This window comes from Vibrio sp. LQ2 (assembly GCF_023920125.1).
Lineage (GTDB): Bacteria > Pseudomonadota > Gammaproteobacteria > Enterobacterales > Vibrionaceae > Vibrio > Vibrio fluvialis.
In genome coordinates this window covers 1,093,888-1,119,899 of record NZ_CP085308.1, presented here as the reverse complement: position 1 = coordinate 1,119,899, position 26,012 = coordinate 1,093,888, and the positions used below count along the sequence as shown (strand labels likewise).

Sequence of the window (26,012 nt, the reverse complement as noted above, 5' to 3'; positions counted from 1 at the left end):
CCTGTGGAGGCGCTTTTTTTTAACTTTGGCCCCTGGTCCCCACAAGCTTCGGGCGACGTTCAGCTCACTCGCGTCTATTCTTGATAGGTTAGCGGACAAATCTTTGGCATTTCTGCCGTTGTGGTTTGTCCTGTAGCACGCTGTTTCTGCTTTGTTGGAACGGTGGTCTCAGAATGAATTAACGTCATTGAGTTTACGGGATCTGGCTTGCCAGCTGCTGCACAATGACGTCACCAACAACAATAACAGCAATATCCTGATTTAACGGGTGAGTGAACCAATGGCTGTCTAAAAGGAACGTAACATGTTCATCAACAATCTGACTTTGAAAACCCGCTTGATCATCGCGGTTGCAATCCCCTGCCTGGCGCTGGTGATTACCGGGCTTACCAGCCTCAATACGATGTCGACTATGCAGTTTCAGGCGGAGAAACTCTACCTCAACACCGCATCACCGCTGCGTGCGATGGCAGAAGCGGCTTCGCGTATTCCGCGTATGCGAGTGGGGATCGACATGATGCTGCTTCAGGAAACTCCGCTGCGCGACGAGAAAGGCGTCAAAACACGTGTCCAGGAAGCGCGCAATGAAGATATCCCTGAGATGCGCCAAACCATGAAACAGGCGGTGGATGCTCAGCTGAATCCGGAGATGAAACAGCAGGCGCAAAAGCTGCTTGATCAGTTTGAAACCATGGTCAAAACCGACCTTAACCCTATGTTGGATGCGTTTGACCGCGGCGATATGGCCAGCGCGCAGCGCATCTATCGCGACCAGTACGCCAAAACCTATGGTGTGATGCGCAAAGGCGCCAACGATATTCTCGATGCGCTGCTCGCGCAGGCGGAGCGCCGCAACACAAACAGCGCGATCAGTTATCAGGCCGGGCGTCGCGACAGCATGCTGATCATCGTGGCATCCATTGTTATTTCGATTCTGACGTCTTGGTTCATCATCGCCAATCTGCGTAATCGAGTGTCGTTCCTGCGCGAAACCATCGGTGATGCAGCGAAAAATATGTCGCTCAACACGCGCATTAAGCTGGAAGGTCAGGATGAACTGACCGACATTGGTCACAGTTTCAACCAGTTCATTGAAAAGGTGCATGCCTCGATTGATCAGGTCGCGAAAAGTGCCCGCGATTTGGCGACGATGTCGCATAACGTGGCTGATCAGGCTCACCACACGCAAAACAACTGCGTTGCCCAGCGCGATCGCACCGTTCAGGTTGCGACGGCCATTCATGAGTTGGGAGCGACGGTGAATGAAATTGCCTCAAATGCCGCGCAGGCCGCTGACGTAGCCCGCGAAGCAACGCATCGTTCAGCGGATGGCCGTGAAGTGGTAAATCAGGCTCAGATGCGTATCACGGAACTGTCGAGCGAGTTGCAGCAGGCAACCGGTGTTGTGGAGGCGCTGGCCGGACAAATTAATGCCATCAGCTCTACACTGGATACGATTCGCAGTATCTCCGACCAAACCAACTTGCTGGCGCTTAACGCTGCGATTGAAGCGGCGCGTGCTGGCGAGCAGGGCCGAGGTTTTGCGGTGGTGGCCGATGAGGTGCGTACTCTGGCAAGCCGTTCGGCGGCATCGACCGATGAGATTCAGGAAGTGATTGATAAACTTCAGGCCGAATCCAAACGTGCGGTGGCCGTGATGGAAAAAGGTCGCGAGAAAAGTGTTCAGGTGGTCGATTACGCCAACAAGGCCAACGACTCTCTGGAGCAGATCAACGGCCACATTGACCAAATCAGTGATCAGAACATTCAGGTGGCAACCGCCACAGAGGAGCAGGCGAGTGTGGTGGAAGACATCAACCGTAACGTTGAAGACATCAACCAACTGACAATGCAAACCACGGATATCGCGGCGCAGCTTAATCAGTCGAGTGCCAGCCTGCAAAAACTCTCTTCCCAACTCGATAAACTGGTCGGGCAGTTCCGTCTGGCTTAGTGTGGAGCACCAACCGAATAACCTAAAAGGCGCCGAGGCGCCTTTTTTCTTGGTTTAATCCGGAAAACGTCTGGCAGAGGCAAAAGAGTCCGGCTGGCAGTAATCCTCGACGAAGTCATCCATGGTGATCGGCTTACTGAACAAATAACCCTGAAAGAAGTCCACACCATGCACCGTCAGGTATTGCAACTGCTCTGGGCGTTCAACGCCTTCCGCGACGGTTGGAATATTCAGGCGGCGAGCCAAATCGAGTACGTTATTGACGATGTGATTCGACAGCGCATTCTCACCAATCAAATCGACGAAACTCTTATCAATTTTCAGGTAATCGGCTTTAAACATCTGGAAGTAGATCAGGCTCGAGTGGCCGGTGCCGAAATCGTCGACCGAGATCAGCACATTTTCCTCTTTGAGCGCCTGATAGGTATCCATCAGTTCGACGGCTTCCACCGCCTGTTCGCGTTCGGTCAGTTCTAGAATCAGCTGGACGTGGGGCGCGTTGATCATCTGGCGAAAGCGCTGGCAGCAGTGAACAATCTTACGGTCGGTCAGTTGTTCGGCGCTGATGTTAAATGACAGATGGAAACCGTCCGGCAACGCGTTGGCAATCGGGGTCAACTGTTCGGCAGCTTGCTCCATCAGGGATTCGGTCAGTTTGTGCGATAGGCCACCCCGCTCCAGAATCGAAATGAATTCATACGGCCCGATGATACCCAGTTTCGGGTGATGCCAGCGCACCAGAATTTCGCCGCCGACCAGACTGCCGCCACAGTCAAAGATCGGCTGAATATAAGGTTTGAATTGCTGGTGCGCCAAACCGCGTGCCAGTTCACTGGCGAGGCGCTCTGGTTGACAAAGAAAGCGATAAAACTGATAGCTGGCAAACAAATACAGGGCAAACGGGATCACCAGGTAATACGCCACGCGCTGCGCAAGTTCCCAAAAATACATCTTCTGATCGAATTGAACGCGCATGGTGTAGTCGTATTTGGAGGATGGAAACAACTCGCCCTTGATGAGGCGTGAGGCCGGATAGCCAGTGGTGAGCTCTTTGTCGGCCAGGATCAGGGTCGGCTTGATGAAATCGGGATTGATTTTCAACTGATAGAGAAAGTAGTTCATCGACAGCTCGTACACCAGCGACTTGTCACGGTAATAGACCGAAACGGGCTCAATGATGCCGGTATCCAGGCTAATGGAGGGGCCGCTTACCGCCACTGGCGACTGATCCATATACCCACGCAACGAGTTGCAAAAGCCGAGACGTAGTGGTTTGGTGGCGGTCAATCCACCTGGAACCTTAAGAATTTCTTCCATTAATTGCGGTTTGAGTGACTGACAGGAATCACTCAGACTCGGCACCAGATGTTGGGTCGCTTTGTCGAGTTGCGCGAAGAGGTTGTCCAGTTGATCCAACACGTTGGTGGCTTCACCTTGCGCCTGCAGAGCGATCTGGCGCGCGACGAGCTGATACGCCAGCATTACAGAACTTAAGGCGAGAACAATAAACAGCAGTCCCGCATAAAGACGAGCTTTAAGCAGGCGGGACTGACGATAACTGGTCGAAGACGTGTTGAACAAAATTTTTCATCCCTTAACTGCGTGGAAGCGAAAAATAGCCGTAGGTTACTAATACTTTAACTTATAACGAATGCTGTCCGTGCGACAGCTTGATGGAATCACAAAAATTGTGATCCGGGTAAAGCTTAGAAAATGAGTCTATCTGGCAAAACTTCTAGTAGTTCAATCGATTACATTGTCGTTTAGAACGATAAAAGCTTGCGCATCATCACCTCTTTTATTCGGTTTGTAAATGCGCATCGATTCATATTTTTGAGGGGGCAACGTCGCTTTATTTTTCTTCGTTATGCCACAATGGTTGTTCAAATCGGGCGTGTTCGACATCCCATCATGGAAAGGACCACAAGGAGAACGATGGACATTATTCTCTATAGCGCGCAGGGCTCGAACAGCTCGGAGCGAGTGGAGTGGACGCTTAAGTACAAAGCCATTGCGTATGCTCGGGTGGAAGTGACTGGCGAGCAACTGACGTCCACTTATTTGCAGATAAATCCGCTTGGTTATGTGCCGGCATTGTCGGTGAACGGGCTGGTGCTCACGGAGTCGATGGCCATCATTGAGTGTATGGAGGAGCTTTTTCCTCATCCGCCACTATTGGGCGGCGATGTGATGACCAAAGTCCGAGTGCGCGAGATCTGCGAATACGTCAATGGATCCATTCATACGCCGCAGAACCGTAGTGTGCTCAAGGCACTTCGCCCGGAACTCAATGAGCACGACAAACGTAAGTTACGCGCCCAATGGATCACGCAAGGGCTAGAGAAACTGGCGCTCAAACTGTGCCTCGATTCGCCGTTCGCGGTGGGTGAAACTTTTTCATTAGCTGACATTTTTGTGGCAACCATCTACAAGAAAGCGTTGCAGCACGGCGCACGTCCGATTGCCTTCTATGACTGCCATCTCGCTCAACTGCGTGAGCACCAACGTATCGCGCATGCAGAGCCTCAATCGTCAACCTAAGGAACTTACGGTGTATCAACTTTATTACTATCCGAATAACGCCAGCCTGGCGCCGCATTTTCTGCTGCATTACATGCAACTGCCGTATGAGTTGGTGCTGGTGGATAAGCGTACTCAGTCACAAAAATCGCCTGAGTATCTGAAGCTCAATCCGGCGGGGCGAATTCCAACTCTGGTGGACAAGGGGCAGGCCATCTTTGAAAGCTCTGCAATCTGTATTCATCTCTGTGAGCAGCACCCTGAACACGGGTTGATGCCGGAAATGGGAGATCCAGCTCGTCCGCTGTTTTATCAATGGCTGGCGTATCTCAATAACACGCTTCAGGCTGAACTGATGGTGCGTTATTACCCGCAGCGTCATACCAATGATCCCGCGACGATTCCCCATGTCGTCGCGGCGCAGGATGAGCGCATCGGTGATGCGTTGGCGGTGATTGATGGCCAATTAGCCAAACATGCGTATCTGGTGGGAGAAAGGCTGACGGCGTGCGATTTTTTCCTGTTTATGCTCGCGGAATGGTGCCTGCCAGTGGCTCGTTCGCCACTGACGTTTCCAAATCTGGCGCGTTATCTTCAGCGTCTGGCTGGCCATCCGACTATCGCTGCGGTGTGTGCGATCGAAGAGATGGATCTCAGCCCGTTTATCTCGTATGTTGAGTGACAGTCATTCGCCGTTAATTGATAAGGAATTCAAATGGAAATGTTAGTGGGTAATGGTTCAACCTGGTCGCTGCGCGCGTGGATGTGTGGGCGCTTGGCGAACGTTGAACTGGGTATCAAAGTGGTCGATTTGACTAACTCTGATTACAAAAAGCATCTGGCGGTTCAGTCTCCTTCTGGCTTGGTTCCGGCATTGAATATTGATGGGACGGTGATTCACGATTCATTGGCGATTGCGGAGTACTTTAACGAACTGGCAGACGGCGGACTTTATCCGCGCGATGCGTTGCAGCGTGCTATCGCCCGCAGTCTGTGCGCTGAAATGCATTCGGGCTTTTTGTCACTGCGCCGGTTGTGTCCGTTCAGCCTTGAGCCTGTCGAGCCGCTGACAGAACTGACGCCAGAGTTGGAAGCCGATATTGCGCGAGCAACGACGGTATTTAATCAGGCGCAGCTACCGTTTATGTTTGAACAGGCGGGCGCTGTGGATGCGTTTTATGCGGTGCTGGCGTTTCGTCTGCAAAGCTATGGCGTGGCTCTCGAAGGGAAAGCGGGTGAGTACCAGCAGAGTTTACTGGAGTGGCCGCTGACCAAAGATGCCGTTGTTGAAGCTCTGCGTTGGGAAGACAGCAAAAAATGACAGTAGCAAGCAGGATGCAAAACTATTCGGTCAGTAGCGAACCGTCCAGACTGGATCTGGACGTCATTCATGGCTTTTTGGCCCAGAGCTATTGGGCTAAAGGCGTGCCTCGCAGTGTGGTCGAAAAAGCGCTGCAGCATTCACTCTGCTTTGGGGTATATGACGACGCTGCTGGTCAGGTCGGGTTTGCACGCATGATCACCGATCGGGCGACGTTTGCTTATCTGGCCGATGTGTTCATTTTGCCTGAGCATCGTGGACAAGGTTTGAGCAAGCGATTGATGGATGCGGTGGTGAGTCACGCGGATCTGCAAGGGCTACGCCGTATGGTGCTGGCAACCAGTGACGCCCATGGCTTATACGCTCAGTATGGATTCGAATCGATTGCCAAACCGGAATTATTTATGGAAGTGTGGCATCCCGATATCTATCAAAGACAGTCGTAATCCGGCTGCTAACAATCATTCACGTTGTGCTAGGAGAAAACCATGTCAGATATGGATAACAGAAAACAAGAAGTCACCGTGGTGGACATTAAAATGCCGTTTATGTCGATGGTGATCTTTATGGTGAAGTTTGCTATTGCATCGATCCCTGCGATGATCATTCTCGGTGCCATTTTTTCTATTTTTGGCTTGTTATTCGGCGGCATGTTCCATGGTATGGGTCGCTACTAACTTGAATTTAAAACAATAAAAAAGCGGTGTTTAACACCGCTTTTTTTGTTACTGCTTAGATGGCATCGGGTTGAGGCGTCATCAGAACTTTCTGTTTCGTGGCTGATGCGCCAAATATTTGCTGAGCGCGCTGCGTCAGATCGCTTGCCGTAATGCTGCGCGTGGTCGCTTCCATATCCAGCGCGGCATCCAGGCCAAAATCGTTGATCACGTAACGGTTAATATACCAAGCCATGCCAGAGGCATTTTTCTGCATGTTATTCAGATCGGTAATCAACTGCTTGGCGACGATCGCAGTTTCATCAGCGCTAATGGATTGCGCTAAACTTTGTATCACTTCATCGAACGCGTTTTCGACTTTTTGCGCATCAGCTGGCTCAACCGAAGCGCTCAGAATCCAGTCAACGCCGTGTTCACTGTCCGAGTTTACGGCCATCGCAAAAGGTGAATAGTCCAGACTCTGATTCTCACGTACAACGGCGGTCAGGCGTTTATTGACGATGCGCATCAACAAGTCGTCCATGAATACCGTTTTGGCATCAGCCGTGCGTACCGGAGCGATCATGCGAACAAAGTACTGCGTATTGGCGTGGTTATTGATCGGCAACTCAAGACGAGCCTGAATCGGATCGCGATAACCGACACTAAAATCGGGTGTGCTGCCCGCATCAAATTGCAGACTGCCCACATATTGACGTAGTAGGGTTTGCAGTTCGGTTGGTGACGTGTTTGCGACAATCACCAGTGTGTTGTTGCGCTGCTTTTGGAACAGTTCATGGTGGACCTGATAAATCTGCTCAGGCGTCACTTGTTGGTAATCTGCCTCGCTAAACAACCAATGCTTAGAACCTTCGGTATAGGAGCCGTGATTGATCGCGTAAAGCAGTTGACCCGCCGGGGACGCTTTGTCTTGCTCAATGGCCTGAATCGTTTCTGATTTCACCGATGCCAGCTGATTGTCATCCACGTGAATTTCACGTGTCAGTTGGTTCAACAGCGCGAACACATTGCCCAGTTGTTTCTTATTGGCACTCATCTCCACGCCGTGTGACGTTTCATTGATATACGGGCCTAAGTAGATGTTGTTCTCTTTCAGATAATTATTGAGCTGCACGTTGGACAGGTTGCCCAGTCCGCTACGGCTGGCGACGTTGACGGCCAGTTGGCCGGCAGGATACAGATCGCGTGGAAGAGCTGAAGCCCCACCCAGGCTGGCATAGCGCAGGTAAACATCGTCACCCGCGTGGCTGCTGCGCAGATAATAAACTTCGACGCCATTCGACAAGGTCCATTGCGTCAGATCCGGATAGTTGCCGAAGGTCTGAGTATGCACGATATCGCCAGGTGCGGCTGGAGACAAAAACGGTGTGTCGACCTGGCTAACCGTCTCCATCAGTCCCGGCTGTTGCAGGATTTGGCGCAGGCTGTCGGTCGATTTTTCCAAGGTATTAAGATCTTCATTCTCAGCACCCACCAGTTCAATCATAGGATTCACTGTCAAAAAGGCGTTGAGATGCTGATTGATACGTTTGAGTGTGGCGGCGGAGAGCAGGGCTTTCAGACCTTTCTTGTATTCCAAATCGGATGGCAGTACTTCGTCGTAACTGATGGCATAGACGCGGTCATCGGCCAGCGTATTTGGTGTCAGTTGTGAGCGATACCAATCAAAATTCTCCAGATCGTCGCGGTAACTTTGCAGAACCATGTCCAGCTCTTGCTGAGTTGCGCCATGATCACGCAGTGACGCTAAGGTGTTCAGGAACAGCGATTGGGAAGCCGCGCGTTGCTCAACCGGAAACGCAATGGTCAGCTCGGTATAGCGCTGATCGTCCGTATTGTAATTGAACGCGGCTAAGTCCTGAGTCGGCAGCGCTGCGTTGTAAAACGCGTTTTGCAAGCGATGTTCCATCAGGCGAGTCGCAATTTCGTCGAAACGGTATTCCAACAAAGTTTCTTGATCCGCAATACGGATTTCACCCTGCGGGTAAAACAGCGACAGGCGCGGAGCATCACCCGCCGAGGCGGTGTAAATCAGATCGCTGGTGTTTTGCTGCGATAACGCCGGGCGAGCGGGACGTGGCGTCGTGCCTTGCTTCCAGTCTGAGAAATACTGGCGCACCCATTTCTCGCCTTGTTCTAAGGTGATATTGCCAGTAATGATCACTTCGGTGAGCTGTGGCTGGTACCAGGTCTGGTAGAACTCACGTAGCCCGTCTGCTGTCGCCATTTGCACGTTGCTGCGATTGCCCAATGGATCGTAGGTCAGATAATCGGAGCCGTCGGCGAAATGTTCATACAGCGTATCTGGCTCTGAACGACGAAAACGGAATTCGCCCAGAATGACCCCTTTCTCTTTTTCGACTTCTTGCGGATCAAACGTCAGGCCATCGGCAATATCACGCATCCACAACAGCGCGTCATCCATGTGCTGGTTGTCCGGCAGATCCAACTGATACACGGTTTGCGAGTAATTGGTGTAGGCGTTAAGGTCAGCACCAAACTGGCCGCCACTTTTGGCTACCATATCGATCACATCATTGTGTTCGTAATGGATGCTGCCGTTGAATGCCATGTGTTCAACATAATGTGCGTAGCCCGCTTGTCGCAGCGTTTCCTGGAACGACCCGGCGTGCACGTATAAGCGGATGGAGACCGACTCGTTGCTGTCAGGATAGAGATGATAGGTGAGCCCGTTATCAAGGGTTTGTGTTACCCAATGTTGACTCGGTTCGAAAGGCGTGGATGTTGGCTGACTCGCGCAACCCACTAATGTCAGAGCAAAAATGCCTGCCAAATGACGGTATTTCATAACAACCTCTGTTCTTGTTTTTGCGTCACTATATACCTATCCATATGATTTATTAAATGTTTAAAACCAATTTAGCGGGAAAATGCGTGCTATCTAATCATATGCATTAAGTTTGTTATATTTTTGTAGTCACGGATGATGAAATGTGAACGTCAAACTGTGCGTGACAACATGCTCTAGGCATGCGCTGGCGGAGTTTGCTATTATCGCGCCAGTTTTTATTGCCATTGATTGTTGGATTTATGCTTTATTCACTGCTTTCTGTTTTTGCTCCGATGTTACTGGGAGCACAAATCATCCTGACCTTGGTTCTGGTCAAAGGGGAAATCTGCCCGGGCCAGCGTGGCCGTATTCACAAGGTGTTACCCGCGATCGGTGTACTCTGGTTGGCGGTGGCATCGGTCAAAATTGAAGCGTTTATGATTGTTGCGGCGATCTTTTATTTCTATTCGCAAGTGCAGACTAAAAAGACTCGTGATGAAGGTCCGTTGTGGGTGTTGTATCTGGCCAACGGTTTGTCGATTGCTTATGTCGCGATTTTGATGGGGGAAGCGCCAAACTGGGCCGCATCACTGTCAATTCTCGCGATGGTGGCCATGCTAGGCGCGATGTTTGCGCACCTATTATTGACCATTGCTCGCACGCGTCTGCAGGCGTTTCACCGCATTTTGCCAGTGGCGGGCATTCTGGCTGCAATGCTCACCACTTTGTGTGTGGTGCCGTTTGCCCATCGTCTTGATCCGGAACTATTGGCGTCGCTGACCCAACCGCTGCTGATCAGTTTCGCCCTGATGGTGGCAGGCATTATTGTCTGGTGTTGGCACATCATGATGTCCAAAACGGTAGATAAAGTGCAACTGGCAGTGGCGCAACTGCTGATGCTGGCCGCTGCGACGGGTTTTCACGGTTTGTATCTGATGTAACTGTCGAGAAAACGGCGCTATGCGCCGTTTTTGTTTGGCTAGAGCAAAATCACGGTTCAGGTGTCAATTTCGAACTAAGCTTAATGAAAGCGTTTCGAAAGAAGGAGCACGGAGATGGATCTGAGTAACGTCGGTAAGTTGGACAGTGTGATTTTGCTGGGCATTGTGAACGAAAAACTGCGTCTGGAGTGTGACAGCTTTGACGAGCTGGTGGTCACTTACGAAATGGATATGGATCATGTGGTGGATAAGTTGAGCGGACTGGGTTTTCAGTACGATCCGCTTACCAACCAGTTTAAATCTGTCGAACGATAGAAAGATTAAGCCATCTTGATTCCGTCAAGGTGGCTTTTACATTGCTGGCGCGCCGTGGCAAAGAAAGCCTGCAGATAGCGCTTATCTTTTTCACTGTTACGCGTGGCAGCAAACAGGCGGCGCCATAAACCTTTCCCCAGCGGTTTGCTGGTGATAAGTCCCTGACGGGAGAATTCACTGATAGCCCAGTTCGGCAAGGCCGCTACCCCCAATCCCGCCGACACCATCTGCACCAACATCAGCGTATTATCTGCCTGTTTCCATTTAGCGGGTTCCACTCCGGCTGGTTGCAAAAAGTGCTTCACCACATCGAGACGTTGCTTTTGCACCGGATAACTGAGCATGGTTTGCCCCGCCAGATCCTGCGGAGTAATCACGCTTTTTTCCGCCAGCGGATGATTGGTTGCGGTGATCAAACGCATTTCAAAATCAAACAGCGGTTCATAATGCACTTCAGAGCGCGGCAGAATATCAGAGGTGATGACCAGATCGAGCTCACCCGCTAGCAGAGCGGGCAGGGGTTCAAAGCCAAAACCGGATGAGAAATCCAGCGCCACACTTGGCCAGGAAATCTGATATTCACGCAGCGCCGGCATCAGCCACTGGAAGCAGGAGTGGCACTCAATCGCCATGTGCAGGCGTCCGTTCACATCCTCTTTCAAGCTCGCCAGTTCGTTTTCTGCTTTGGCAAGCTTTGGCAGAATGTCATCTGCCAGCTTCAGCAAAATGTCACCTTCGGAAGTAAAACGTACCGGGCGGGTTTTGCGCAGAAACAGCTGACCGCCAATGCGGGCTTCTAAATCTTTAATCTGATGAGAGAGCGCAGACTGAGTTAAGTGCAACGCGGTGGCGGTGGAAGTCAGCGAGCCGGTGTCGCGCAATGAAACTAACGTTCGCAAGTGTTTGAGCTCTATCATGAGTTCTCCTCATCTTTCCCTGGGCCAACATGAATTTTTATTTAAAGTACGCCGATTTTTTGGAGCTGTAAACATCTAGACGTCTATTTGTTGTGAGTATTTACGAATCACAGCCAGTGCACCATGAATATTTTTAATAAACAAGTTGAATATTTGGATGTTGAGTAAACGTCAGTCGAGCGAGATAGTTTAGCCATCCAGACATCTTGATTAATTTAAGCACAGGGATGTCTGACTCAATTAATGACAGTAAGGAATCAGGCTATGGCGACTACTACACACATCCTCGGCTACCCACGTATCGGCGAAAAACGTGAACTGAAATTTGCGCTGGAAAAATACTGGCGCGGCGAAATCAATCAGGCAGAACTTCAGACCGTTGGTCGTGATATTCGTCAGCGTAACTGGACGCTGCAAAAAGAAGCGGGTCTGAGCTTTGCCACCGCCGGCGACTTCGCATGGTACGACCATGTCTTGACGACCACCCTATTGCTGGGACATGTACCGAAACGCCATCAACATGGATTTCCAGACTTAGATACGCTGTTTCGTGTGGGTCGCGGCCAGTCGCAAAACAGCTGCGGTTGCAGTGGCAGCGCAGCGTCGGACATGACCAAGTGGTTCAATACTAACTACCACTACATCGTGCCGGAATTCAGCCGAGACGACAGTTTTGAAGTGAGCTGGCCGCAACTGTTTGAAGAGGTGAACGAAGCGGCCAAGAGTGGCTTTGACGTCAAACCTGTACTGCTTGGCCCGGTCAGCTACCTGTATCTGGGTAAAGAGGTGGAAGAGGATTTTGACCGTCTGACATTGTTACCGCGTCTGCTGACTGCGTATCAGGCGATTCTGGCAAAACTGGCGAAGCAGGGCGTAACCTGGGTACAAATCGACGAACCGATTCTTTCGCTGGAACTGGATCAAGCTTGGCAGGATGCGTTCAAGCTGGCGTATCAGGTTATTCAGGGCGACGTGAAGCTGCTGCTGACCACCTATTTTGATTCAGTGCAGGACACACTGGACAAAGTCATTGAACTGCCTGTGAACGGTCTGCATATTGATTTATCTGCGGCGCCAGAGCAATTGGATGAGGTGCTCGCCAAACTGCCGAAAAACTGGGTCTTGTCGGCTGGTGTGGTCAACGGCCGAAATGTGTGGCGCGCGGATTTGAGTACGCTGCTGCACAAACTGGAACCCGTCAAAGCCGAGCTGGGCGAGCGCCTTTGGGTGGCAAGCTCTTGCTCGTTGTTGCACAGTCCGGTCGATCTGGAATTGGAGCAAAATCTGTCGGAAGAAGTGCGCAGCTGGTTTGCATTTGCCAAGCAGAAAGTGACCGAAGTGGCACTGCTTGGCCGCGCGCTGGATGGCGATCAGGCTGCGATTCTGGCTTGTGATACCTACAGCCAGCCGATTGCCGCGCGTAAAACCGCGACTCACGTGAACAAACCACAGGTTCAGGCAAGGCTGAATCAAATTACGGATGCTTTGGCGCAACGTAGCGCGCCTTACGCCGAGCGTGCACACCATCAGGCAGAAGTGCTGGGCTTACCCTTTTTACCGACCACAACCATCGGTTCTTTCCCACAAACGGGTGAAATCCGCACGCAGCGCAGCGCCTATCGTCAGGGTAAATTGTCGGAAGCGGAATACATCACGGCGTTGAAAGGGCACATTGCCGATGCGGTTAAACGTCAGGAAGCGTTGGATCTGGACGTGCTGGTGCACGGAGAAGCAGAACGCAACGACATGGTGGAATACTTTGCTGAGAATCTGGCGGGTTTTCAAACCACGCAATTTGGTTGGGTACAGAGCTACGGTTCACGTTGCGTAAAACCCGCGATTGTGGTGGCTGATATTGAACGTGAGCAGCCGATCACGGTCTCGTGGTCAACCTACGCGCAGTCGCTGACTTCGAAACAGATGAAAGGCATGCTGACCGGCCCGGTGACAATTCTGTGCTGGACCTTCCCGCGCGAAGACATTTCCCGTAAACAGATTGCGCAGCAACTGGCGTTGGCGCTGCGTGATGAAGTCTCGGATCTGCAAGATGCTGGTATCAACATCATTCAGATTGATGAGCCAGCGATTCGTGAAGGTTTGCCTTTGAAAAAACGTGATCACCAAACCTATCTCAATTGGGCAGTCGAAGCGTTTAAGATTTCCGCCGCGAGCGCCCGACCGGAAACGCAGATTCACACGCATATGTGTTACAGCGAATTCAATGAAATCATCGAATCGGTCGCGGCGCTGGATGCAGACGTGATTACCATTGAAACGTCACGCTCCAATATGGAGCTGTTGAAAGCATTCGAAGAGTTCAATTATCCGAATGAAATCGGTCCGGGAGTGTATGACATTCACTCGCCAAACATTCCGGCTCAGGAGTGGATTGAAGATTTACTGCGCAAAGCTGCGGAGAAAATTCCGGCGGAGCGCCTGTGGGTCAACCCGGATTGTGGCCTGAAAACCCGCAACTGGCCCGAAGTGGAAGCGGCGCTGACCAACCTGGTTCTGGCGGCCAAAGCACTACGTAAAGAGTTGCAACCTGCGTAAAAATCAACGTTCCACGAATAGAAAAGGCCTCAAATGAGGCCTTTTGTGTTGCTGAGTCTGCAAATCACAAGCGGGAAGCGCCCGTGAGATTTATTTGCAGTCTTCTTTAGTCACTATCTGGTCAACCATCAACTGGCCACGGGTATTGCGCATTTTGATTCGGTAACCCACACCGACATCCAAATTGGCGCGGACATCGGAATTGTTACAGAAAGAATGAATGCTGTTTTTCAGCACTTGATCAATAGGCTTCGCGCCCTGATGGTCGGTGTTGTAAACCATCATCAGTTCAATCGTACTGCCTTTGGCATTGGCACGCATGATGTTGAGCGGGCCGTATTCTAGCGGAAGCTCTGAACTCAGAATGCTGGCTCGGTTGGCAGCAAGCAGCTCCAGATTTTTCTCGCGTTCGGCGTTGGCACTACAACCAGCCAGAACTGCGAGAGAGAGAAGTGCCAGACCCAAAGATGACTTTTTCATATCAGAATACTTTTTTGAAAGGTTTAACAATCACGTTTGCGTATACGCCAGCGCCCACATAAGGATCCGCGTCCGCCCATGTCTGAGCCTCTTCCAGCGAGTTGAATTCTGCAATCACGGTTGAACCGGTAAAACCCGCTTCGCCCGGATTGTCTGAGTCGATCGCTGGCATCGGACCTGCGGTCAACAGGCGGCCTTCATCTTGCAGTGCTTGCAGACGCTCAAGGTGAGCAGGGCGAACGCTCATGCGTTTTTCAAGCGAGTTTTCAACATCCTGAGAAAAGATGACGTACCACATATTGATATCCTTATTGATTTCTTAACAGTAAGTGTAGGCCTTAATGTACTGAAACAGAGCGACTTTTAAAGCCCAAAACGTATATTTCTGTGATCAGCTACCCTGCTTAATCGGTCTTGGGCGGCCATCGGCATCAATTGCCACGTAGTTGAAGGTCGCTTCACACACCTGAAAGCGATCTAACACGCCATCTTCTTTGATAGGTTTGACCCAAACCTCCAGATTAATTGACATCGACGTGCGGCCGATTTTGGTGCATTCGCCATAGCAGCACACAACGTCGCCGACTTTGACGGGTTTCTTAAACGTAATGCTGGAGACAGATACCGTGACGATACGGCCGCAGGAGATTTCTTTAGCCAGAATACCGCCGGCGAGATCGAGCTGCGACATAATCCAGCCACCGAAGATATCGCCATTGGCATTGGTGTCCGCTGGCATGGCCAGTGTACGCAGTAAGAGTTGACCTCGTGGTGAGTTCACTTCCTGATTCATGTTTTGACATCCACTACAAACAAAACAGCGACCAAAGTGGTCGCTGTAAAAAAGAGGGCCGAATTATAACAATAATTTCGTCACCAATTCATCTTTGAGTGCTCGGATGACTGGTTATTCACCGGAGTTTTTTTGCTCTTTTGGCAGATGCTTGTAGATGTAGATGCCCGTGAGCAGGGTATAAGCGAACGTGGCAGCCAGCAGGCCAAACACTTTGAAGTTCACCCACACATCCAGCGGAAGCTGATAGGCGATGTAAATATTGAGCACCGCGCAAACCGAGAAGAAACCAACCCAGGCCCAGTTGACCTTAGCCCACACCGTTTCAGGCAGAGTGATCTCTTTGCCCAACATGCCTTTGATGGCAGATTTACCCATCATGTGGCTGATAGTCAGACCCAGTGCGAAGATGACGTAAACAATGGTCACTTTCCATTTAATGAAGTTGTCGTCGTGAAGAAAAATGGTCATGCCACCAAACACTGCTACCAGTACAAAGGTGATGAGCTGCATTTTTTCGACTTTTTTGAACATGAAATACGTTACTGCGACCTGAACTGCAGTGGCTGCAATCAGAGCACCCGTCGCGACGTAAATATCGTAGAACTTGAACAAAGCAAAGAAGATGATGAGCGGGATGAAGTCGAGCAGTTGTTTCATTGTGTAGATACGTCCAAATAATAGCGTGCCGACAGTCTAACCAAATAAGACTGTCAGCTAAACAGTAAATGATAATTTGAAACAAATTTATCGATCACAGTGTTGGTTCTCCAACGTAGGAATCACATGCTTCATGTCCTCTAAGTAGCCTTCTGCCATCAGGTTTTCGACCAGTAGATCCAATTCATCGTCGGACAAATTAAAACAACTGGATTTGCCAGTCATGGTGCGCAAAGTGCGGTGATAGGCCGCTTCGTCAAAATATCCCATACGCTCTTGCAGCAAAGTCTCGATGCCGTGGTGGATCAGGCTATAGTAAATATGGCGCTGCATTGTCATGATGGTCACTCCTTACTTTGGCCGCTACAGCCAAATTCTGCTTGGTTGTTCTCTTTATACGGCACAGTCACGATGAGGAAGCAGAAGCGGCACCAATAAAAAAGCCGCCCTGAAGGCGGCCTTTTGAAAGCGAAAAGCGATTACGCTTGCTGATTTTTGTACTCTTTCTCAGCTACTTCTTCTTTGATCAGTGAATCGACAATCACAGCACACGCGGCATCACCCGTGATGTTCAGAGCTGTACGAATCATGTCAAAGATACGGTCCAGAGCGAACAGTAGCGGCAGACCTTCGATTGGAATACCAGCCGCCAGAAGTACCGCAACAACCAGGAATGATGGCCCCGGTACACCCGCTTGACCTACTGCACCCAGTGTAGCTGTTACGATGATCGCGGCGTATGCGCCCATGCTCAGGTCGATGTTGAACAGCTGAGCGAAGAAGATCGCAACCAGACCGTAGTAAATCGCGTTACCGGACATGTTAATAGTCGCACCCAGTGGCAGAACGAATGACGCTGTAGAGTTGCGTACACCCAGATCGTGCTCAACCGTGTCCATAGTGACAGGCAGGGTAGCCATTGATGATGCTGTTGACAGTGCCACAGCCTGAGGCTTTTTCATCGCCAGAATAAATTTCTTCGCCGATGTTTTGGTGAACAGTTGAATCATCAGTGGGTAAGCAACGAAGCCGAAAATCAGGATTGCTGCAACGTAAACGACGAACAGCTTGAATACGACCATCAGAGCGCCGAAACCGAACGTACCTACTGCTTCTGCCATCAGGCCGAACACACCGATAGGAGCGATGACCATCACTTTGTTGATCATCCACACCATTGAATCAACAATCGTGTTTACGCCGTTGATCACAGGATCGCGCTTGTCTTTAGGCTGTTTTGAAATTGCAACGCCCAGGAACAGACAGAACACCAGGATTTGCAGAATGTTTGCATCGTTCAGTGACTGGAAAACGTTGGTTGGGATCATACCAATGATGGTTGCCCAGAATGTTGGGAGTTCACCTTTTGACGCGTATTCTGATGAGAACATGCCTTCCACGCCAGACACGTCGATGCCCAGACCTGGTTGGAATACTGAACCCATGACCAGAGCCAGTGCGACTGCCAGAGCAGAAGTCACAGCAAAGTAACTCAGAGTCACGAAGCCCACTTTGCCCGCAGATTGGCTGTTACCCAGACCTGCAGCACCTGAAATCAGGGCAACGGCAACCAGTGGAATCACCAGCATCTTGATTAAGTTAATGAAGATGGCGCCAAGAGGTGCAAACATCGCAGCATCGTGGCCCATGCTGGCACCGACTGCAGTACCAACGATCATGGCAATAACGACTTGTACGCCGATGTTGCTTAGTAAATTCTTTTCCTTTAACACTTCCATAACCTCTGTGCTAATAAAATGTAAACTTCCAGTGATACTCACTGAACATTTGTTGTTCGATGGGTAAATATATTGCCCTCGCTTTTTACACTTATCTTTCACAATTGGCAATATGTGAATCGAGTGAATTCTCAGTAGAAATGCTATTTCATTGACGTGTGATGGATTTTTGTTCAAAGGAAAACGTTTGCTATTGGTTTTGACAATAAGAAGCGCAGTTTTTGTGTGCCAGGTAAATAAATAAAGAGAGGGGATGGTTGTTAAAAAAATGTTCGATTTCTTAGCGAATTAAGAAACCGAACACATATTGGGGGAGGATTATTTGTGCGTGGCTGCTTTCATGTTTTGCGTGAATTGTGCCAGCTTATTTAACATTTCATCAAAGTTATCTTGATTGGATTCGATGATTTTAACGACGGCTGAGCCAGAAATGGCGCCCGCAGCACCCGACGCAATCGCCTGTTTCACCTGTTCGGGTTCTGAAATACCAAAACCCAGCAGTGAAGGCGGTGCATTGTATTGAGTCAGCTTGTCCAATTGGGTTGTCACAGGCATGTTTGCTTTGGTTTCCGCACCTGTCACACCAGCACGAGACAGCAGGTAAGTGTAACCGCCTCCCAGCTCTGCCACATCTTTAAGCGTTTCGTCGCTTGCGGTTGGCGGGGCGATGAAGATCGGTTTAATGCCAAATTTACGTGCCGCAGCCACGAACTCTGCACTTTCATTGGTCGGTACATCGGCAACCAGCACGGAATCGACACCAGCTTGCTGGCAGCGTTGATAGAAGTTTTCAATCCCACGTGAGTACACCAGGTTGGCGTACATCAACAGACCGATCGGGAGATCGGGGTGCTGAGCACGGATCTGAGCGATCAGTTCAAAACAGACATCCGGTGTGGTTTTCGCTTTCAGGGCGCGTAGGTTTGCACCCTGGATGGTTGGGCCATCGGCCAGCGGATCGGAGAAAGGAATACCCAGTTCCAGTGCATCGGCTCCTGATTCAACCAGTGTCTGCATAATGCGTAACGACTGCTCGGGGTTTGGATCGCCAATGGTGACAAACGGAACGAACGCACCTTGGTTGTTGTCAGCCAGACGCTGAAAAAGCGATTGATAGCGGTCCATTACAGCACTCCTTTCTCTTCTAAAATCTTATGCACGGTAAAGATGTCTTTGTCACCTCGACCAGACAGGTTCACAACCAGTAGCTGCTCTTTTTCAGGCTCGGCGTAAGCCATTTTCACGGCATGAGCCAGTGCGTGTGAAGATTCCAGCGCAGGAATAATGCCTTCGGTACGCGCAAGTTGCTGGAATGCATCCAGTGCTTCATCGTCGGTGATACTTTCGTATTCAGCGCGGCCAGTTGCATGCAGATGGGCGTGCTGCGGACCTACCGATGGAAAATCAAGACCTGCAGAAATGGAGTAAGACTCTTCAATCTGACCGTGCTCATCTTGCATCATCGGCGATTTCATCCCGAAGTAGATACCGGTTTTACCGTGTTTCAGCGGTGCGCCGTGCATGTCGGTATCAATGCCTTTGCCCGCTGGCTCCACACCAATCAGACGTACAGATTGTTCTTCAATAAAGTCGGCAAACATACCAATCGCGTTAGAACCACCGCCCACACAAGCGATCACTGCATCCGGAAGACGACCTTCACGAGCCAGAATCTGGTTCTTGGTTTCTTCACCGATGATGCGCTGGAATTCACGCACGATCGTCGGGAATGGGTGAGGGCCTGCCGCTGTACCGAGCAGGTAGTGTGCGGTTTCGTAGCTGCCAGACCAGTCACGCAGCGCTTCGTTACACGCATCTTTCAGTGTGGCTGAACCGGAGTGAACCGGAATCACTTCAGCTCCCATCAGACGCATGCGGAATACGTTCGGGCTTTGACGCTCAACGTCTTTAGCACCCATATAGACGCGACATTTCAGCCCCAGTAGTGCACAGGCCAGAGCCGTGGCCACGCCATGTTGACCCGCACCAGTTTCGGCAATGATTTCGTGTTTGCCCATGCGTTTAGCCAGCAGTGCCTGACCTAGTACTTGGTTAGTTTTGTGCGCGCCGCCGTGCAGCAGATCTTCACGCTTGAGATAGAGTTTGGTTTTGGTGCCTTTTACGATATTGCGTGTCAGCGTCAGCGCTGTCGGACGACCCGCGTATTCCTGCAGCAGGCTCATGAACTCGCTGCGAAATTCGGGATCTTCCTGCGCATCGATAAATGCTTGTTCCAGTTGATCCAATGCCGGAACCAGAATCTGTGGTACGTACTGACCACCGTATTCGCCAAAGTAGGCGTTGAGTTTAGCCATGATCTTCTTCCTTACGTAACCTGTTTGGCCCCTTTTGGGCTTCATATCGTTCGCGCTAGCGAAGAGAAGGGGCCGGGTTACCTGTCATTAATAATTACGAATTTCGCTGAATGCCTGACGCAGTTTGGCGATGTCTTTTTTACCGGGTTCACTTTCTACGCCGGAGTTGAGATCCAACCCGAGGCAGCCGAGTTTCGCGGCTTGCTGGACATTGTCCGGATTCAGACCTCCGGCCAGCATGATGCGCTCTGGAGCTTCAATCAGTGACCAGTCGAACACGGTTCCTGTGCCGCCACTCTGATTGCCGACTTTGGCATCCAGCAGATGGCGATCGACCTGATTCAACAGAACGGGCATGTGATCGGTCACGCCGTAGGCTTTCCAGATTTCGACCGATTCAGGTAAAGCGGCTTTGAGTGCATCAATGTAAGCCTGATCTTCGTCGCCGTGCAGTTGCACCGCAAACAGACCAAGTTCGGTAACCGTGTCGGCAATCGTTTCAATGCTGTGATTTTGAAACACACCCACATATTGCAGTGGTGCACCACTCATTGTCAGACGTGCCGTTTCGATATCCACGCAGCGCTTGGATTGCTGAACAAAAATCAGCCCGCCAAACACCGCGCCAGCCTGATAAGCTTTGACGGCGTCATCGGCATGCGTCAGACCACAGACTTTGTTTTCACCCAGTACGACTTTGCGGACCGCCAGCTCCAGATTTTCCTGGCTCATCAGTGAGCTGCCAATCAGGAAACCGTTGGCAAAGCGAGACAAGTCACGTACTTGTTGGTGGGTGTAAATGCCGGATTCAGAAATCACGATGGTGCCTTGCGGCAGTTTCGGCGCCAACTGCTTGGTGCGGTTAAGGTCAGTGCTGAGATCGCGCAGATTGCGGTTATTGATACCAATCACTCGCGCTTGCAAAGCCACGGCACGTTCCAGCTCTTCTTCGTTGCTGACTTCAGTCAGTATGCCCATACCCAGCTCGTGCGCTACGTTGGCCAGTTCGCGGTATTGTTCATCATTCAGCACCGACAGCATCAGCAAAATCGCATCAGCACCGTAGTGTCGGGCGAGGTACACCTGATAGGTGTCGATCATGAAGTCTTTACACAGTACCGGCTGAGTGACCTGAGCGCGTACGCGCGGCAGGAAATCGAAATTGCCCTGAAAGTATTTCTCATCAGTCAGCACAGAGATGGCACTGGCGTATTGGTTGTAAACCGATGCAATGTAATCCAAATCAAACTGTTGGCGAATCAGGCCTTTTGATGGCGAAGCTTTTTTACATTCGAGGATAAAGGCTGTCTGGCCGTTATCCAGTGCTGCGTAGAAGTCGCGATCCGATGCTGTCAGCAGAGGTTTAAACGTTTCTACAGGCTGCACGGCTTTACGTTCCGCAACCCAGGTAATTTTGTCGTTGACGATTTTTGCCAGCACTTCAGCCATCTGGGCATTCTTTAGAGAAATATGTTCAGACAGCTGGCCGTTTTGTTCAGACACGTTAATTTCAGACATCAGGGGGCTTAACCTCGCTCTGCTAGTTGTTTTACCAGATCAAACGCTTTGCCTGAGTTCATGACATCAATGGCGCGTTGTGCGTTGGCTTTCAAATCTTCAAAGCCGAACAGGCGCAGCAACAGGGCAACGTTAACCGCAACAGCGGAGACTTGAGCAGGCGTTCCCTTGCCAGTCAGAATATTTTCGATGATGGCGCGATTTTCCTGAGGCTCGCCACCTTTAATCGCTTCCAGCGGGTAGGTTTCTAAACCAAAGTCCTGCGGCGTTAAGGTGTATTCGAAAATTTCGCCATCTTTGATTTCGGCAACATGAGTGACTCCATGTATTGCCACTTCGTCCAATCCTGAACCATGAACCACAGCGGCTCGTTTCATACCCATTTGTACCATGGTTTCTGCGATAGGACGAACCAAATCTAGGCTGTAAACGCCCATTAATTCGATATTAGGGCGTGCAGGGTTAATCAGTGGGCCAAGAATGTTGAAAATCGTACGGGTTTTCATGCTCTGGCGTACTGGCATCGCGTGACGAACGCCGCCGTGGTACTGAGGCGCGAACAGGAAAGCAACGCCCAGTTCATCGAGAGCCTGGCGAGAGTTTTCTGCGCTCATGGTCATGTTGATGCCAAAGGCATCAAGTAGATCGGAAGAGCCTGATTTGCTCGAGACGCCACGGTTACCGTGCTTGGCGACTTTGACGCCGCACGCGGCTGCGACAAAGGCCGATGTGGTTGAGATGTTGATGGTATTGGCGCCGTCGCCACCCGTGCCTACTATGTCGGCAAAGTCATAATCCGGGCGCGGGAACGGGCTCGCATTTTCCAGCAGTGCACGTACGGCACCAACGATTTCATCCGGGGTTTCGCCTTTGATCTTCAATGCTGTCAGCGCAGCGGCCATTAGTGGTTGCTCACACTCACCGCGAATGATGTAGTCAAACAGCTGTTGGCTTTCGGCTTGCGTCAGTGATTGCTGGTCATAAAGTTTATTGATGATCTGTTGCATAATTCTTTCTCCGTATCCCTGAAGACCCGCTGTAATCGTTGTGTTTGCGAATCTTGTTTATTCTTGGTTGTGTCTGTGCGGCCTGAGGGGCTTATCGTGCCAGAGCCCAGTTAATCGCATTGGCCAGCAGGGTTGCGCCGTGGGTGGTCATGATGGATTCCGGGTGAAACTGGAAGCCACACAGCTTGTCCTGTTCGTTGACAATCGACATCACCAGACCATCGACTTCCGCAGTTACCATCAGGCTGTCCGGCACAGACGTTGCGACCAGCGAGTGATAGCGCGCAATCGCCAGTGGAGAAGGAAGGCCTTGATAAATCGGGTGGTTGTCATGCTCCATCATGGAGACTTTGCCGTGCACGATTTCACCTGCGCCAGCAACGGTGCCGCCATAGGCTTCAACCATCGCCTGATGACCGAGACAGATGCCAATCATCGGCACTTTGCCTTTCAGGCGCTGCAGGATTTCCGGCATGGAACCCGCTTCAGAAGGTGCGCCCGGGCCAGGAGATAACACCACGACTGGGTTTTCCAGTTGTGAGACGGCGTTTTCAATCACGTCTGCGGCAATGTTGTTGCGGTAAATCGTGACGTGGTGGCCAAGAGAACGGAACTGATCCACCAAGTTGTAAGTAAAGGAATCAAAGTTATCGATAAAGACAATGTTTGCTGGTTGGGTTGGGTTCGCCATGATGAAATTCCTTACGCCTGATGGGCAAATTGAATGGCGGAAATAACCGCTTGTGCTTTGCCGCGAGTTTCATCGGCTTCGGCCTGTGGATCGGAGTCGTACACAACGCCAGCGCCAGCCTGAACCTGAGCAATGCCGTTTTCGACAAACGCAGAGCGAATCACAATACAGGTGTCCAAGTCGCCTTCACCGGTCAGGTAACCGACCGCGCCGCCGTAGCTGCCGCGACGTTCCTGTTCCACTTCACGAATCAGTTGCATGGCGCGAATTTTCGGTGCGCCAGTCAGGGTACCCATATTCATACACGCTTGATAAGCATGCAGCGCATCCAAATCTTCACGTAGTTGGCCCACCACGCGTGACACCAGATGCATCACATGGCTGTAGCGGTCAACTTTGAGCAGATCCGCCACATGGCGGCTGCCAGCTTTGGCGATACGTGCTACATCGTTACGCGCTAGATCGACCAGCATCATGTGTTCGGCGTTCTCTTTTTTATCGCAGCGCAGCTCCAGTTCAATGCGGCTGTCGAGGTCAAAGTTAATCGAACCATCAGCATTTTTGCCGCGGCGACGCGTGCCGGCAATTGGGTAAATCTCGATTTGGTTGGTATCAGTGGCGTATTTCAATGCGCTTTCCGGAGAGGCACCAAACAGGGTAAAGCGTTCATCCTGCATGTAGAACATGTAAGGGCTTGGGTTGCTCTCTTTCAGGCGCTGATAAGCCGCAAGTGGAGAAGGGCAAGGCAGCGTGAAGCGGCGTGAAGGCACGACCTGGAAGATATCGCCTTTCACCACATACTGTTTTAAATCGCGTACGATATCGCAGAAATCTTCATCGCTGATGTTGGTGTCCACGTTCACTTCAGCCAGTTTTTGTGCCTCTGGCTGAGACAGAGCCTGGGACGCCTGAGCACGAATGGCTTCCTGACGTTGACGCAGTGTCGCTTTCACATTGCTGTCGGTCGTGAATGCTGTGGCCTGCAACTGGCAGCTTGCACTCTGGTGATCAACGATCATCAGGTTCTCAGAGACATAAAATACGTAATCCGGGCACTGATTGGTCGCTTTTGCGTCGCCAAGCGGTTCGAAGTTGGCCACCAAGTCGTAAGCGAACAGGCCACCAAGGAAAATCGCGTGTTTGTCGTGACCCGACAAATCAAAGCTGTGCTGCACCAGGCGCAATGCGTCAAACGATGAAGCTTCACGCAGGCGAGAGTCTTCATCCAACGTATCGCATGGTGTGGTGAAAGTCAGCGTCATAGAGTCTTCGGTGCGTTTGGCCGGGATATCTGCCACAACGTTTTGCGCCAGAATATCAATCAGGGCAAGACCGTTATCGCTTAGCGCCTGAAATGTCACTTCATGACCGAAGCAGATAATGCGTACGGCAGCATCAATCAGCAGCAGGCTCTTCAGGTTCTGTTTGGAGTCGATCTCCGCTGATTCCAGTAACAAGCAGTCCGTTTTCCCTTCGCACAGTGCGTGAAACAGCGCTGTTGGATCTTGCGTGTAAGGTAGCGTTGCGTTGAGTACTTCAAGCTTTGCCAGATTTTTGATTTCAATGGCCTTGTTCACAAGACCTCCTTATCTGTTTTAAACGGTTTACGTCGCGGCTCTATCTAAGTATCGCTGTTGAATGCATAGTTTGTATGATGAACAGAGCCGGTGAATTTCGTATAAAAATGGGTGAAAAAAAGCCCGCTGAGTTGGCGGGCTTTTTTCATGCGTATCCTTTCTTAAAAGTACACGTGAGCCCACCAAGAACTTGCCCAAGTGCGCCACCAGTTAAGCTCAGCAGACGCTGTGCTTAAATTTGGATTATGGTTTGAGTTAAATTCTTGTAACATAGGAAGCCTTATTCATGTGCTCTCGTATTTGTGTACTAGTAAACTAGTGCGACGTTCGAAAGTCAAGCCTTAAAAACAGGCAAATTCAAAAAAATGATGAAAATTGACCTACATAGTCACACAACTGCATCAGACGGCCGTCTGAGCTTCGACCAACTGATTGAAAGAGCCGTTGAATTTGAGCTCGATGTGCTTGCCATTACCGATCACGATACGGTAGATGGGCTGGCGCCTGCGCGTGCTTATATTGCTGAGCGCGGCTATCCACTGACACTGATCAATGGCATTGAGTTCTCTACGGTATGGCAGAACAAGGACATTCACATTGTCGGCCTGAATATCGACCCGAATCATCCTGAGCTGAATGCGCTGATTGACAAACAAAAGCAGCATCGCATTGTACGCGCCGAGATGATTGCTGAGCGTCTGCAAAAGGCAACGCGTGAAGGCGTGCTGGACGAAGTCAAAGCGATTGCCGGCGATGCACCGATTACCCGAGCGCATTTTGCGAAATGGTTGGTGGATGCTGGGTATGTGAAGAATATGCAGCAAGTGTTTAAGAAATATCTGACGCGCAACAATCCGGGCTACGTGCCGCCAAACTGGTGCACAATGCAGGAGGCGATCGCCGCCATTCATGCTTCCGGTGGACAGGCGGTGCTGGCTCATCCGGGTCGATATGACTTGACGACCAAATGGCTGAAGCGCTTAATTGCAGCGTTTGTGGAAGCAGGCGGTGATGCAATGGAAGTTGCGCAGCCGCAACAAGCGCCACAAGAAAAACGCAATCTGGCCGATTATGCGATACAATACAACCTATTAGCTTCTCAAGGCAGCGACTTTCATTACCCGTCTCCGTGGATGGAATTGGGCCGTAATCTTTGGTTGCCTTCCGGAGTAGAACCTGTTTGGAGAGATTGGACCAATCTCCCCGATAAGCGAGTCGAGAGACTCAATGATGAGGAATGACA

Annotated in this window: 26 protein-coding genes and 1 other annotated feature; of the genes, 10 read left to right on the top strand and 16 right to left on the bottom strand. The window is 50.8% G+C overall.

Translation table 11 applies throughout. From position 1 onward, the window contains the following. The first annotated feature begins 304 nt into the window (after positions 1-304). Positions 305-1,954 carry a methyl-accepting chemotaxis protein gene (locus LGV68_RS05290; RefSeq protein ID WP_020431577.1) on the top strand — a complete coding sequence of 550 codons (1,650 nt, stop codon included), beginning with the start codon at positions 305-307 and terminating at the stop codon, positions 1,952-1,954. 54 nt (positions 1,955-2,008) lie between these two features. On the opposite strand, the gene LGV68_RS05285 is transcribed toward LGV68_RS05290, so the two are convergent. Further along, positions 2,009-3,535 (bottom strand): EAL domain-containing protein, encoded by a 1,527-nt coding sequence (locus tag LGV68_RS05285; RefSeq protein WP_075988683.1) that lies wholly within the window; start codon positions 3,533-3,535, stop codon positions 2,009-2,011. A 354-nt stretch (positions 3,536-3,889) separates the two neighbouring features. Between LGV68_RS05285 and LGV68_RS05280 the strand changes: the two genes are divergently transcribed. Genes LGV68_RS05280 through LGV68_RS05260 form a run of 5 tightly spaced genes read left to right on the top strand, consistent with a single transcriptional unit; the run spans position 3,890 to position 6,472 of the window. Then, on the top strand, positions 3,890-4,495 hold the full coding sequence (locus LGV68_RS05280; protein WP_061056643.1) for a glutathione S-transferase N-terminal domain-containing protein: 606 nt from the start codon (positions 3,890-3,892) through the stop codon (positions 4,493-4,495). Between the two features lie 10 nt (positions 4,496-4,505). After that, a complete protein-coding gene (locus tag LGV68_RS05275) occupies positions 4,506-5,156 on the top strand; it encodes a glutathione S-transferase family protein (protein ID WP_222748709.1) in 651 nt (216 codons plus the stop codon). 33 nt (positions 5,157-5,189) lie between these two features. Continuing rightward, positions 5,190-5,795, top strand: a complete 606-nt coding sequence (locus LGV68_RS05270) for a glutathione S-transferase (RefSeq protein ID WP_020327693.1) — start codon at positions 5,190-5,192, stop codon at positions 5,793-5,795. Between the two features lie 14 nt (positions 5,796-5,809). Beyond that, positions 5,810-6,241, top strand: coding sequence for a GNAT family N-acetyltransferase (locus tag LGV68_RS05265; RefSeq protein ID WP_020327692.1), 432 nt, complete (start codon positions 5,810-5,812; stop codon positions 6,239-6,241). 42 nt (positions 6,242-6,283) lie between these two features. After that, positions 6,284-6,472, top strand: coding sequence for a hypothetical protein (locus tag LGV68_RS05260; RefSeq protein WP_020327691.1), 189 nt, complete (start codon positions 6,284-6,286; stop codon positions 6,470-6,472). 55 nt (positions 6,473-6,527) lie between these two features. Here LGV68_RS05260 and LGV68_RS05255 read toward each other — a convergent pair whose 3' ends face one another. Next, on the bottom strand, positions 6,528-9,281 hold the full coding sequence (locus LGV68_RS05255; protein WP_222763636.1) for a M16 family metallopeptidase: 2,754 nt from the start codon (positions 9,279-9,281) through the stop codon (positions 6,528-6,530). 242 nt (positions 9,282-9,523) lie between these two features. Here LGV68_RS05255 and LGV68_RS05250 point away from each other — a divergent pair, with 242 nt between their 5' ends. Then, a complete protein-coding gene (locus LGV68_RS05250) occupies positions 9,524-10,204 on the top strand; it encodes a hypothetical protein (RefSeq protein WP_032082314.1) in 681 nt (226 codons plus the stop codon). A 114-nt stretch (positions 10,205-10,318) separates the two neighbouring features. After that, positions 10,319-10,519 carry a DUF4250 domain-containing protein gene (locus LGV68_RS05245; RefSeq protein ID WP_020327688.1) on the top strand — a complete coding sequence of 67 codons (201 nt, stop codon included), beginning with the start codon at positions 10,319-10,321 and terminating at the stop codon, positions 10,517-10,519. Positions 10,520-10,524: 5 nt separating this feature from the next. On the opposite strand, the gene metR is transcribed toward LGV68_RS05245, so the two are convergent. Then, entirely contained in the window at positions 10,525-11,436 is a 912-nt protein-coding gene (gene metR, locus LGV68_RS05240) for an HTH-type transcriptional regulator MetR (protein ID WP_020327687.1), read from the bottom strand. 264 nt (positions 11,437-11,700) lie between these two features. Here metR and metE point away from each other — a divergent pair, with 264 nt between their 5' ends. After that, the gene (gene metE / locus LGV68_RS05235) at positions 11,701-13,989 is read left to right on the top strand and encodes a 5-methyltetrahydropteroyltriglutamate--homocysteine S-methyltransferase (protein WP_158124707.1); all 2,289 of its coding nucleotides are present in this window, start codon (positions 11,701-11,703) and stop codon (positions 13,987-13,989) included. Between the two features lie 90 nt (positions 13,990-14,079). Here the strand turns inward: metE and LGV68_RS05230 are convergent, their stop codons facing one another. The 13 genes from LGV68_RS05230 to LGV68_RS05170 form a co-directional block, all read right to left on the bottom strand. Beyond that, positions 14,080-14,469, bottom strand: coding sequence for a GspS/AspS pilotin family protein (locus LGV68_RS05230; protein ID WP_252536357.1), 390 nt, complete (start codon positions 14,467-14,469; stop codon positions 14,080-14,082). 1 nt (position 14,470) lies between these two features. Further along, positions 14,471-14,767, bottom strand: a complete 297-nt coding sequence (locus LGV68_RS05225) for a YciI family protein (protein WP_024373581.1) — start codon at positions 14,765-14,767, stop codon at positions 14,471-14,473. A 93-nt stretch (positions 14,768-14,860) separates the two neighbouring features. Continuing rightward, positions 14,861-15,262 carry an acyl-CoA thioester hydrolase YciA gene (yciA, locus tag LGV68_RS05220; protein ID WP_020327685.1) on the bottom strand — a complete coding sequence of 134 codons (402 nt, stop codon included), beginning with the start codon at positions 15,260-15,262 and terminating at the stop codon, positions 14,861-14,863. A 114-nt stretch (positions 15,263-15,376) separates the two neighbouring features. Further along, positions 15,377-15,922, bottom strand: coding sequence for a septation protein A (locus LGV68_RS05215; RefSeq protein WP_020327684.1), 546 nt, complete (start codon positions 15,920-15,922; stop codon positions 15,377-15,379). A gap of 87 nt (positions 15,923-16,009) precedes the next feature. Next, positions 16,010-16,261 carry a hypothetical protein gene (locus LGV68_RS05210; RefSeq protein ID WP_020327683.1) on the bottom strand — a complete coding sequence of 84 codons (252 nt, stop codon included), beginning with the start codon at positions 16,259-16,261 and terminating at the stop codon, positions 16,010-16,012. Between the two features lie 140 nt (positions 16,262-16,401). Further along, complete coding sequence (locus LGV68_RS05205; protein ID WP_061056638.1) at positions 16,402-17,661, bottom strand: dicarboxylate/amino acid:cation symporter; 1,260 nt, start codon at positions 17,659-17,661, stop codon at positions 16,402-16,404. A gap of 318 nt (positions 17,662-17,979) precedes the next feature. Next, positions 17,980-18,786, bottom strand: a complete 807-nt coding sequence (trpA, locus tag LGV68_RS05200; protein WP_020327681.1) for a tryptophan synthase subunit alpha — start codon at positions 18,784-18,786, stop codon at positions 17,980-17,982. Then, positions 18,786-19,976 carry a tryptophan synthase subunit beta gene (gene trpB / locus LGV68_RS05195; protein WP_020327680.1) on the bottom strand — a complete coding sequence of 397 codons (1,191 nt, stop codon included), beginning with the start codon at positions 19,974-19,976 and terminating at the stop codon, positions 18,786-18,788. Before trpB ends, trpA begins: the two co-directional genes overlap by 1 nt. Positions 19,977-20,063: 87 nt before the next feature. Next, positions 20,064-21,494 carry a bifunctional indole-3-glycerol-phosphate synthase TrpC/phosphoribosylanthranilate isomerase TrpF gene (gene trpCF / locus LGV68_RS05190; RefSeq protein WP_020327679.1) on the bottom strand — a complete coding sequence of 477 codons (1,431 nt, stop codon included), beginning with the start codon at positions 21,492-21,494 and terminating at the stop codon, positions 20,064-20,066. A gap of 8 nt (positions 21,495-21,502) precedes the next feature. Next, a complete protein-coding gene (gene trpD / locus LGV68_RS05185; RefSeq protein ID WP_020327678.1) occupies positions 21,503-22,501 on the bottom strand; it encodes an anthranilate phosphoribosyltransferase in 999 nt (332 codons plus the stop codon). Positions 22,502-22,592: 91 nt separating this feature from the next. Beyond that, positions 22,593-23,192 (bottom strand): aminodeoxychorismate/anthranilate synthase component II, encoded by a 600-nt coding sequence (locus tag LGV68_RS05180; RefSeq protein WP_252536356.1) that lies wholly within the window; start codon positions 23,190-23,192, stop codon positions 22,593-22,595. Positions 23,193-23,203: 11 nt separating this feature from the next. Further along, positions 23,204-24,769 (bottom strand): anthranilate synthase component 1, encoded by a 1,566-nt coding sequence (locus LGV68_RS05175; RefSeq protein WP_024373588.1) that lies wholly within the window; start codon positions 24,767-24,769, stop codon positions 23,204-23,206. Between the two features lie 113 nt (positions 24,770-24,882). Next, positions 24,883-24,984: a sequence feature (Trp leader region), on the bottom strand. Next, on the bottom strand, positions 24,931-25,041 hold the full coding sequence (locus LGV68_RS05170) for a Trp operon leader peptide (protein ID WP_075988675.1): 111 nt from the start codon (positions 25,039-25,041) through the stop codon (positions 24,931-24,933). Its footprint overlaps the feature before it by 54 nt. A 96-nt stretch (positions 25,042-25,137) precedes the next feature. On the opposite strand from LGV68_RS05170, the gene LGV68_RS05165 reads away from it, so the two are divergent. Next, positions 25,138-26,010, top strand: coding sequence for a PHP domain-containing protein (locus tag LGV68_RS05165; RefSeq protein ID WP_024373590.1), 873 nt, complete (start codon positions 25,138-25,140; stop codon positions 26,008-26,010). Positions 26,011-26,012: the final 2 nt, after the last annotated feature.

What these genes read in the sequence shown, in the direction of transcription:
- LGV68_RS05290 (WP_020431577.1), top strand. Translation starts at nt 305, where the DNA reads ATGTTCATCAACAATCTGACTTTGAAAACCCGCTTGATCATCGCGGTT.
- LGV68_RS05280 (WP_061056643.1), top strand. Translation starts at nt 3,890, where the DNA reads ATGGACATTATTCTCTATAGCGCGCAGGGCTCGAACAGCTCGGAGCGA.
- LGV68_RS05270 (WP_020327693.1), top strand. Translation starts at nt 5,190, where the DNA reads ATGGAAATGTTAGTGGGTAATGGTTCAACCTGGTCGCTGCGCGCGTGG.
- LGV68_RS05265 (WP_020327692.1), top strand. Translation starts at nt 5,810, where the DNA reads ATGCAAAACTATTCGGTCAGTAGCGAACCGTCCAGACTGGATCTGGAC.
- LGV68_RS05260 (WP_020327691.1), top strand. Translation starts at nt 6,284, where the DNA reads ATGTCAGATATGGATAACAGAAAACAAGAAGTCACCGTGGTGGACATT.
- LGV68_RS05255 (WP_222763636.1), bottom strand. Translation starts at nt 9,281, where the DNA reads ATGAAATACCGTCATTTGGCAGGCATTTTTGCTCTGACATTAGTGGGT.
- LGV68_RS05250 (WP_032082314.1), top strand. Translation starts at nt 9,524, where the DNA reads ATGCTTTATTCACTGCTTTCTGTTTTTGCTCCGATGTTACTGGGAGCA.
- LGV68_RS05245 (WP_020327688.1), top strand. Translation starts at nt 10,319, where the DNA reads ATGGATCTGAGTAACGTCGGTAAGTTGGACAGTGTGATTTTGCTGGGC.
- metR (WP_020327687.1), bottom strand. Translation starts at nt 11,436, where the DNA reads ATGATAGAGCTCAAACACTTGCGAACGTTAGTTTCATTGCGCGACACC.
- metE (WP_158124707.1), top strand. Translation starts at nt 11,701, where the DNA reads ATGGCGACTACTACACACATCCTCGGCTACCCACGTATCGGCGAAAAA.
- LGV68_RS05230 (WP_252536357.1), bottom strand. Translation starts at nt 14,469, where the DNA reads ATGAAAAAGTCATCTTTGGGTCTGGCACTTCTCTCTCTCGCAGTTCTG.
- LGV68_RS05225 (WP_024373581.1), bottom strand. Translation starts at nt 14,767, where the DNA reads ATGTGGTACGTCATCTTTTCTCAGGATGTTGAAAACTCGCTTGAAAAA.
- yciA (WP_020327685.1), bottom strand. Translation starts at nt 15,262, where the DNA reads ATGAATCAGGAAGTGAACTCACCACGAGGTCAACTCTTACTGCGTACA.
- LGV68_RS05215 (WP_020327684.1), bottom strand. Translation starts at nt 15,922, where the DNA reads ATGAAACAACTGCTCGACTTCATCCCGCTCATCATCTTCTTTGCTTTG.
- LGV68_RS05210 (WP_020327683.1), bottom strand. Translation starts at nt 16,261, where the DNA reads ATGACAATGCAGCGCCATATTTACTATAGCCTGATCCACCACGGCATC.
- LGV68_RS05205 (WP_061056638.1), bottom strand. Translation starts at nt 17,661, where the DNA reads ATGGAAGTGTTAAAGGAAAAGAATTTACTAAGCAACATCGGCGTACAA.
- trpA (WP_020327681.1), bottom strand. Translation starts at nt 18,786, where the DNA reads ATGGACCGCTATCAATCGCTTTTTCAGCGTCTGGCTGACAACAACCAA.
- trpB (WP_020327680.1), bottom strand. Translation starts at nt 19,976, where the DNA reads ATGGCTAAACTCAACGCCTACTTTGGCGAATACGGTGGTCAGTACGTA.
- trpCF (WP_020327679.1), bottom strand. Translation starts at nt 21,494, where the DNA reads ATGTCTGAAATTAACGTGTCTGAACAAAACGGCCAGCTGTCTGAACAT.
- trpD (WP_020327678.1), bottom strand. Translation starts at nt 22,501, where the DNA reads ATGCAACAGATCATCAATAAACTTTATGACCAGCAATCACTGACGCAA.
- LGV68_RS05180 (WP_252536356.1), bottom strand. Translation starts at nt 23,192, where the DNA reads ATGGCGAACCCAACCCAACCAGCAAACATTGTCTTTATCGATAACTTT.
- LGV68_RS05170 (WP_075988675.1), bottom strand. Translation starts at nt 25,041, where the DNA reads ATGTTACAAGAATTTAACTCAAACCATAATCCAAATTTAAGCACAGCG.
- LGV68_RS05165 (WP_024373590.1), top strand. Translation starts at nt 25,138, where the DNA reads ATGAAAATTGACCTACATAGTCACACAACTGCATCAGACGGCCGTCTG.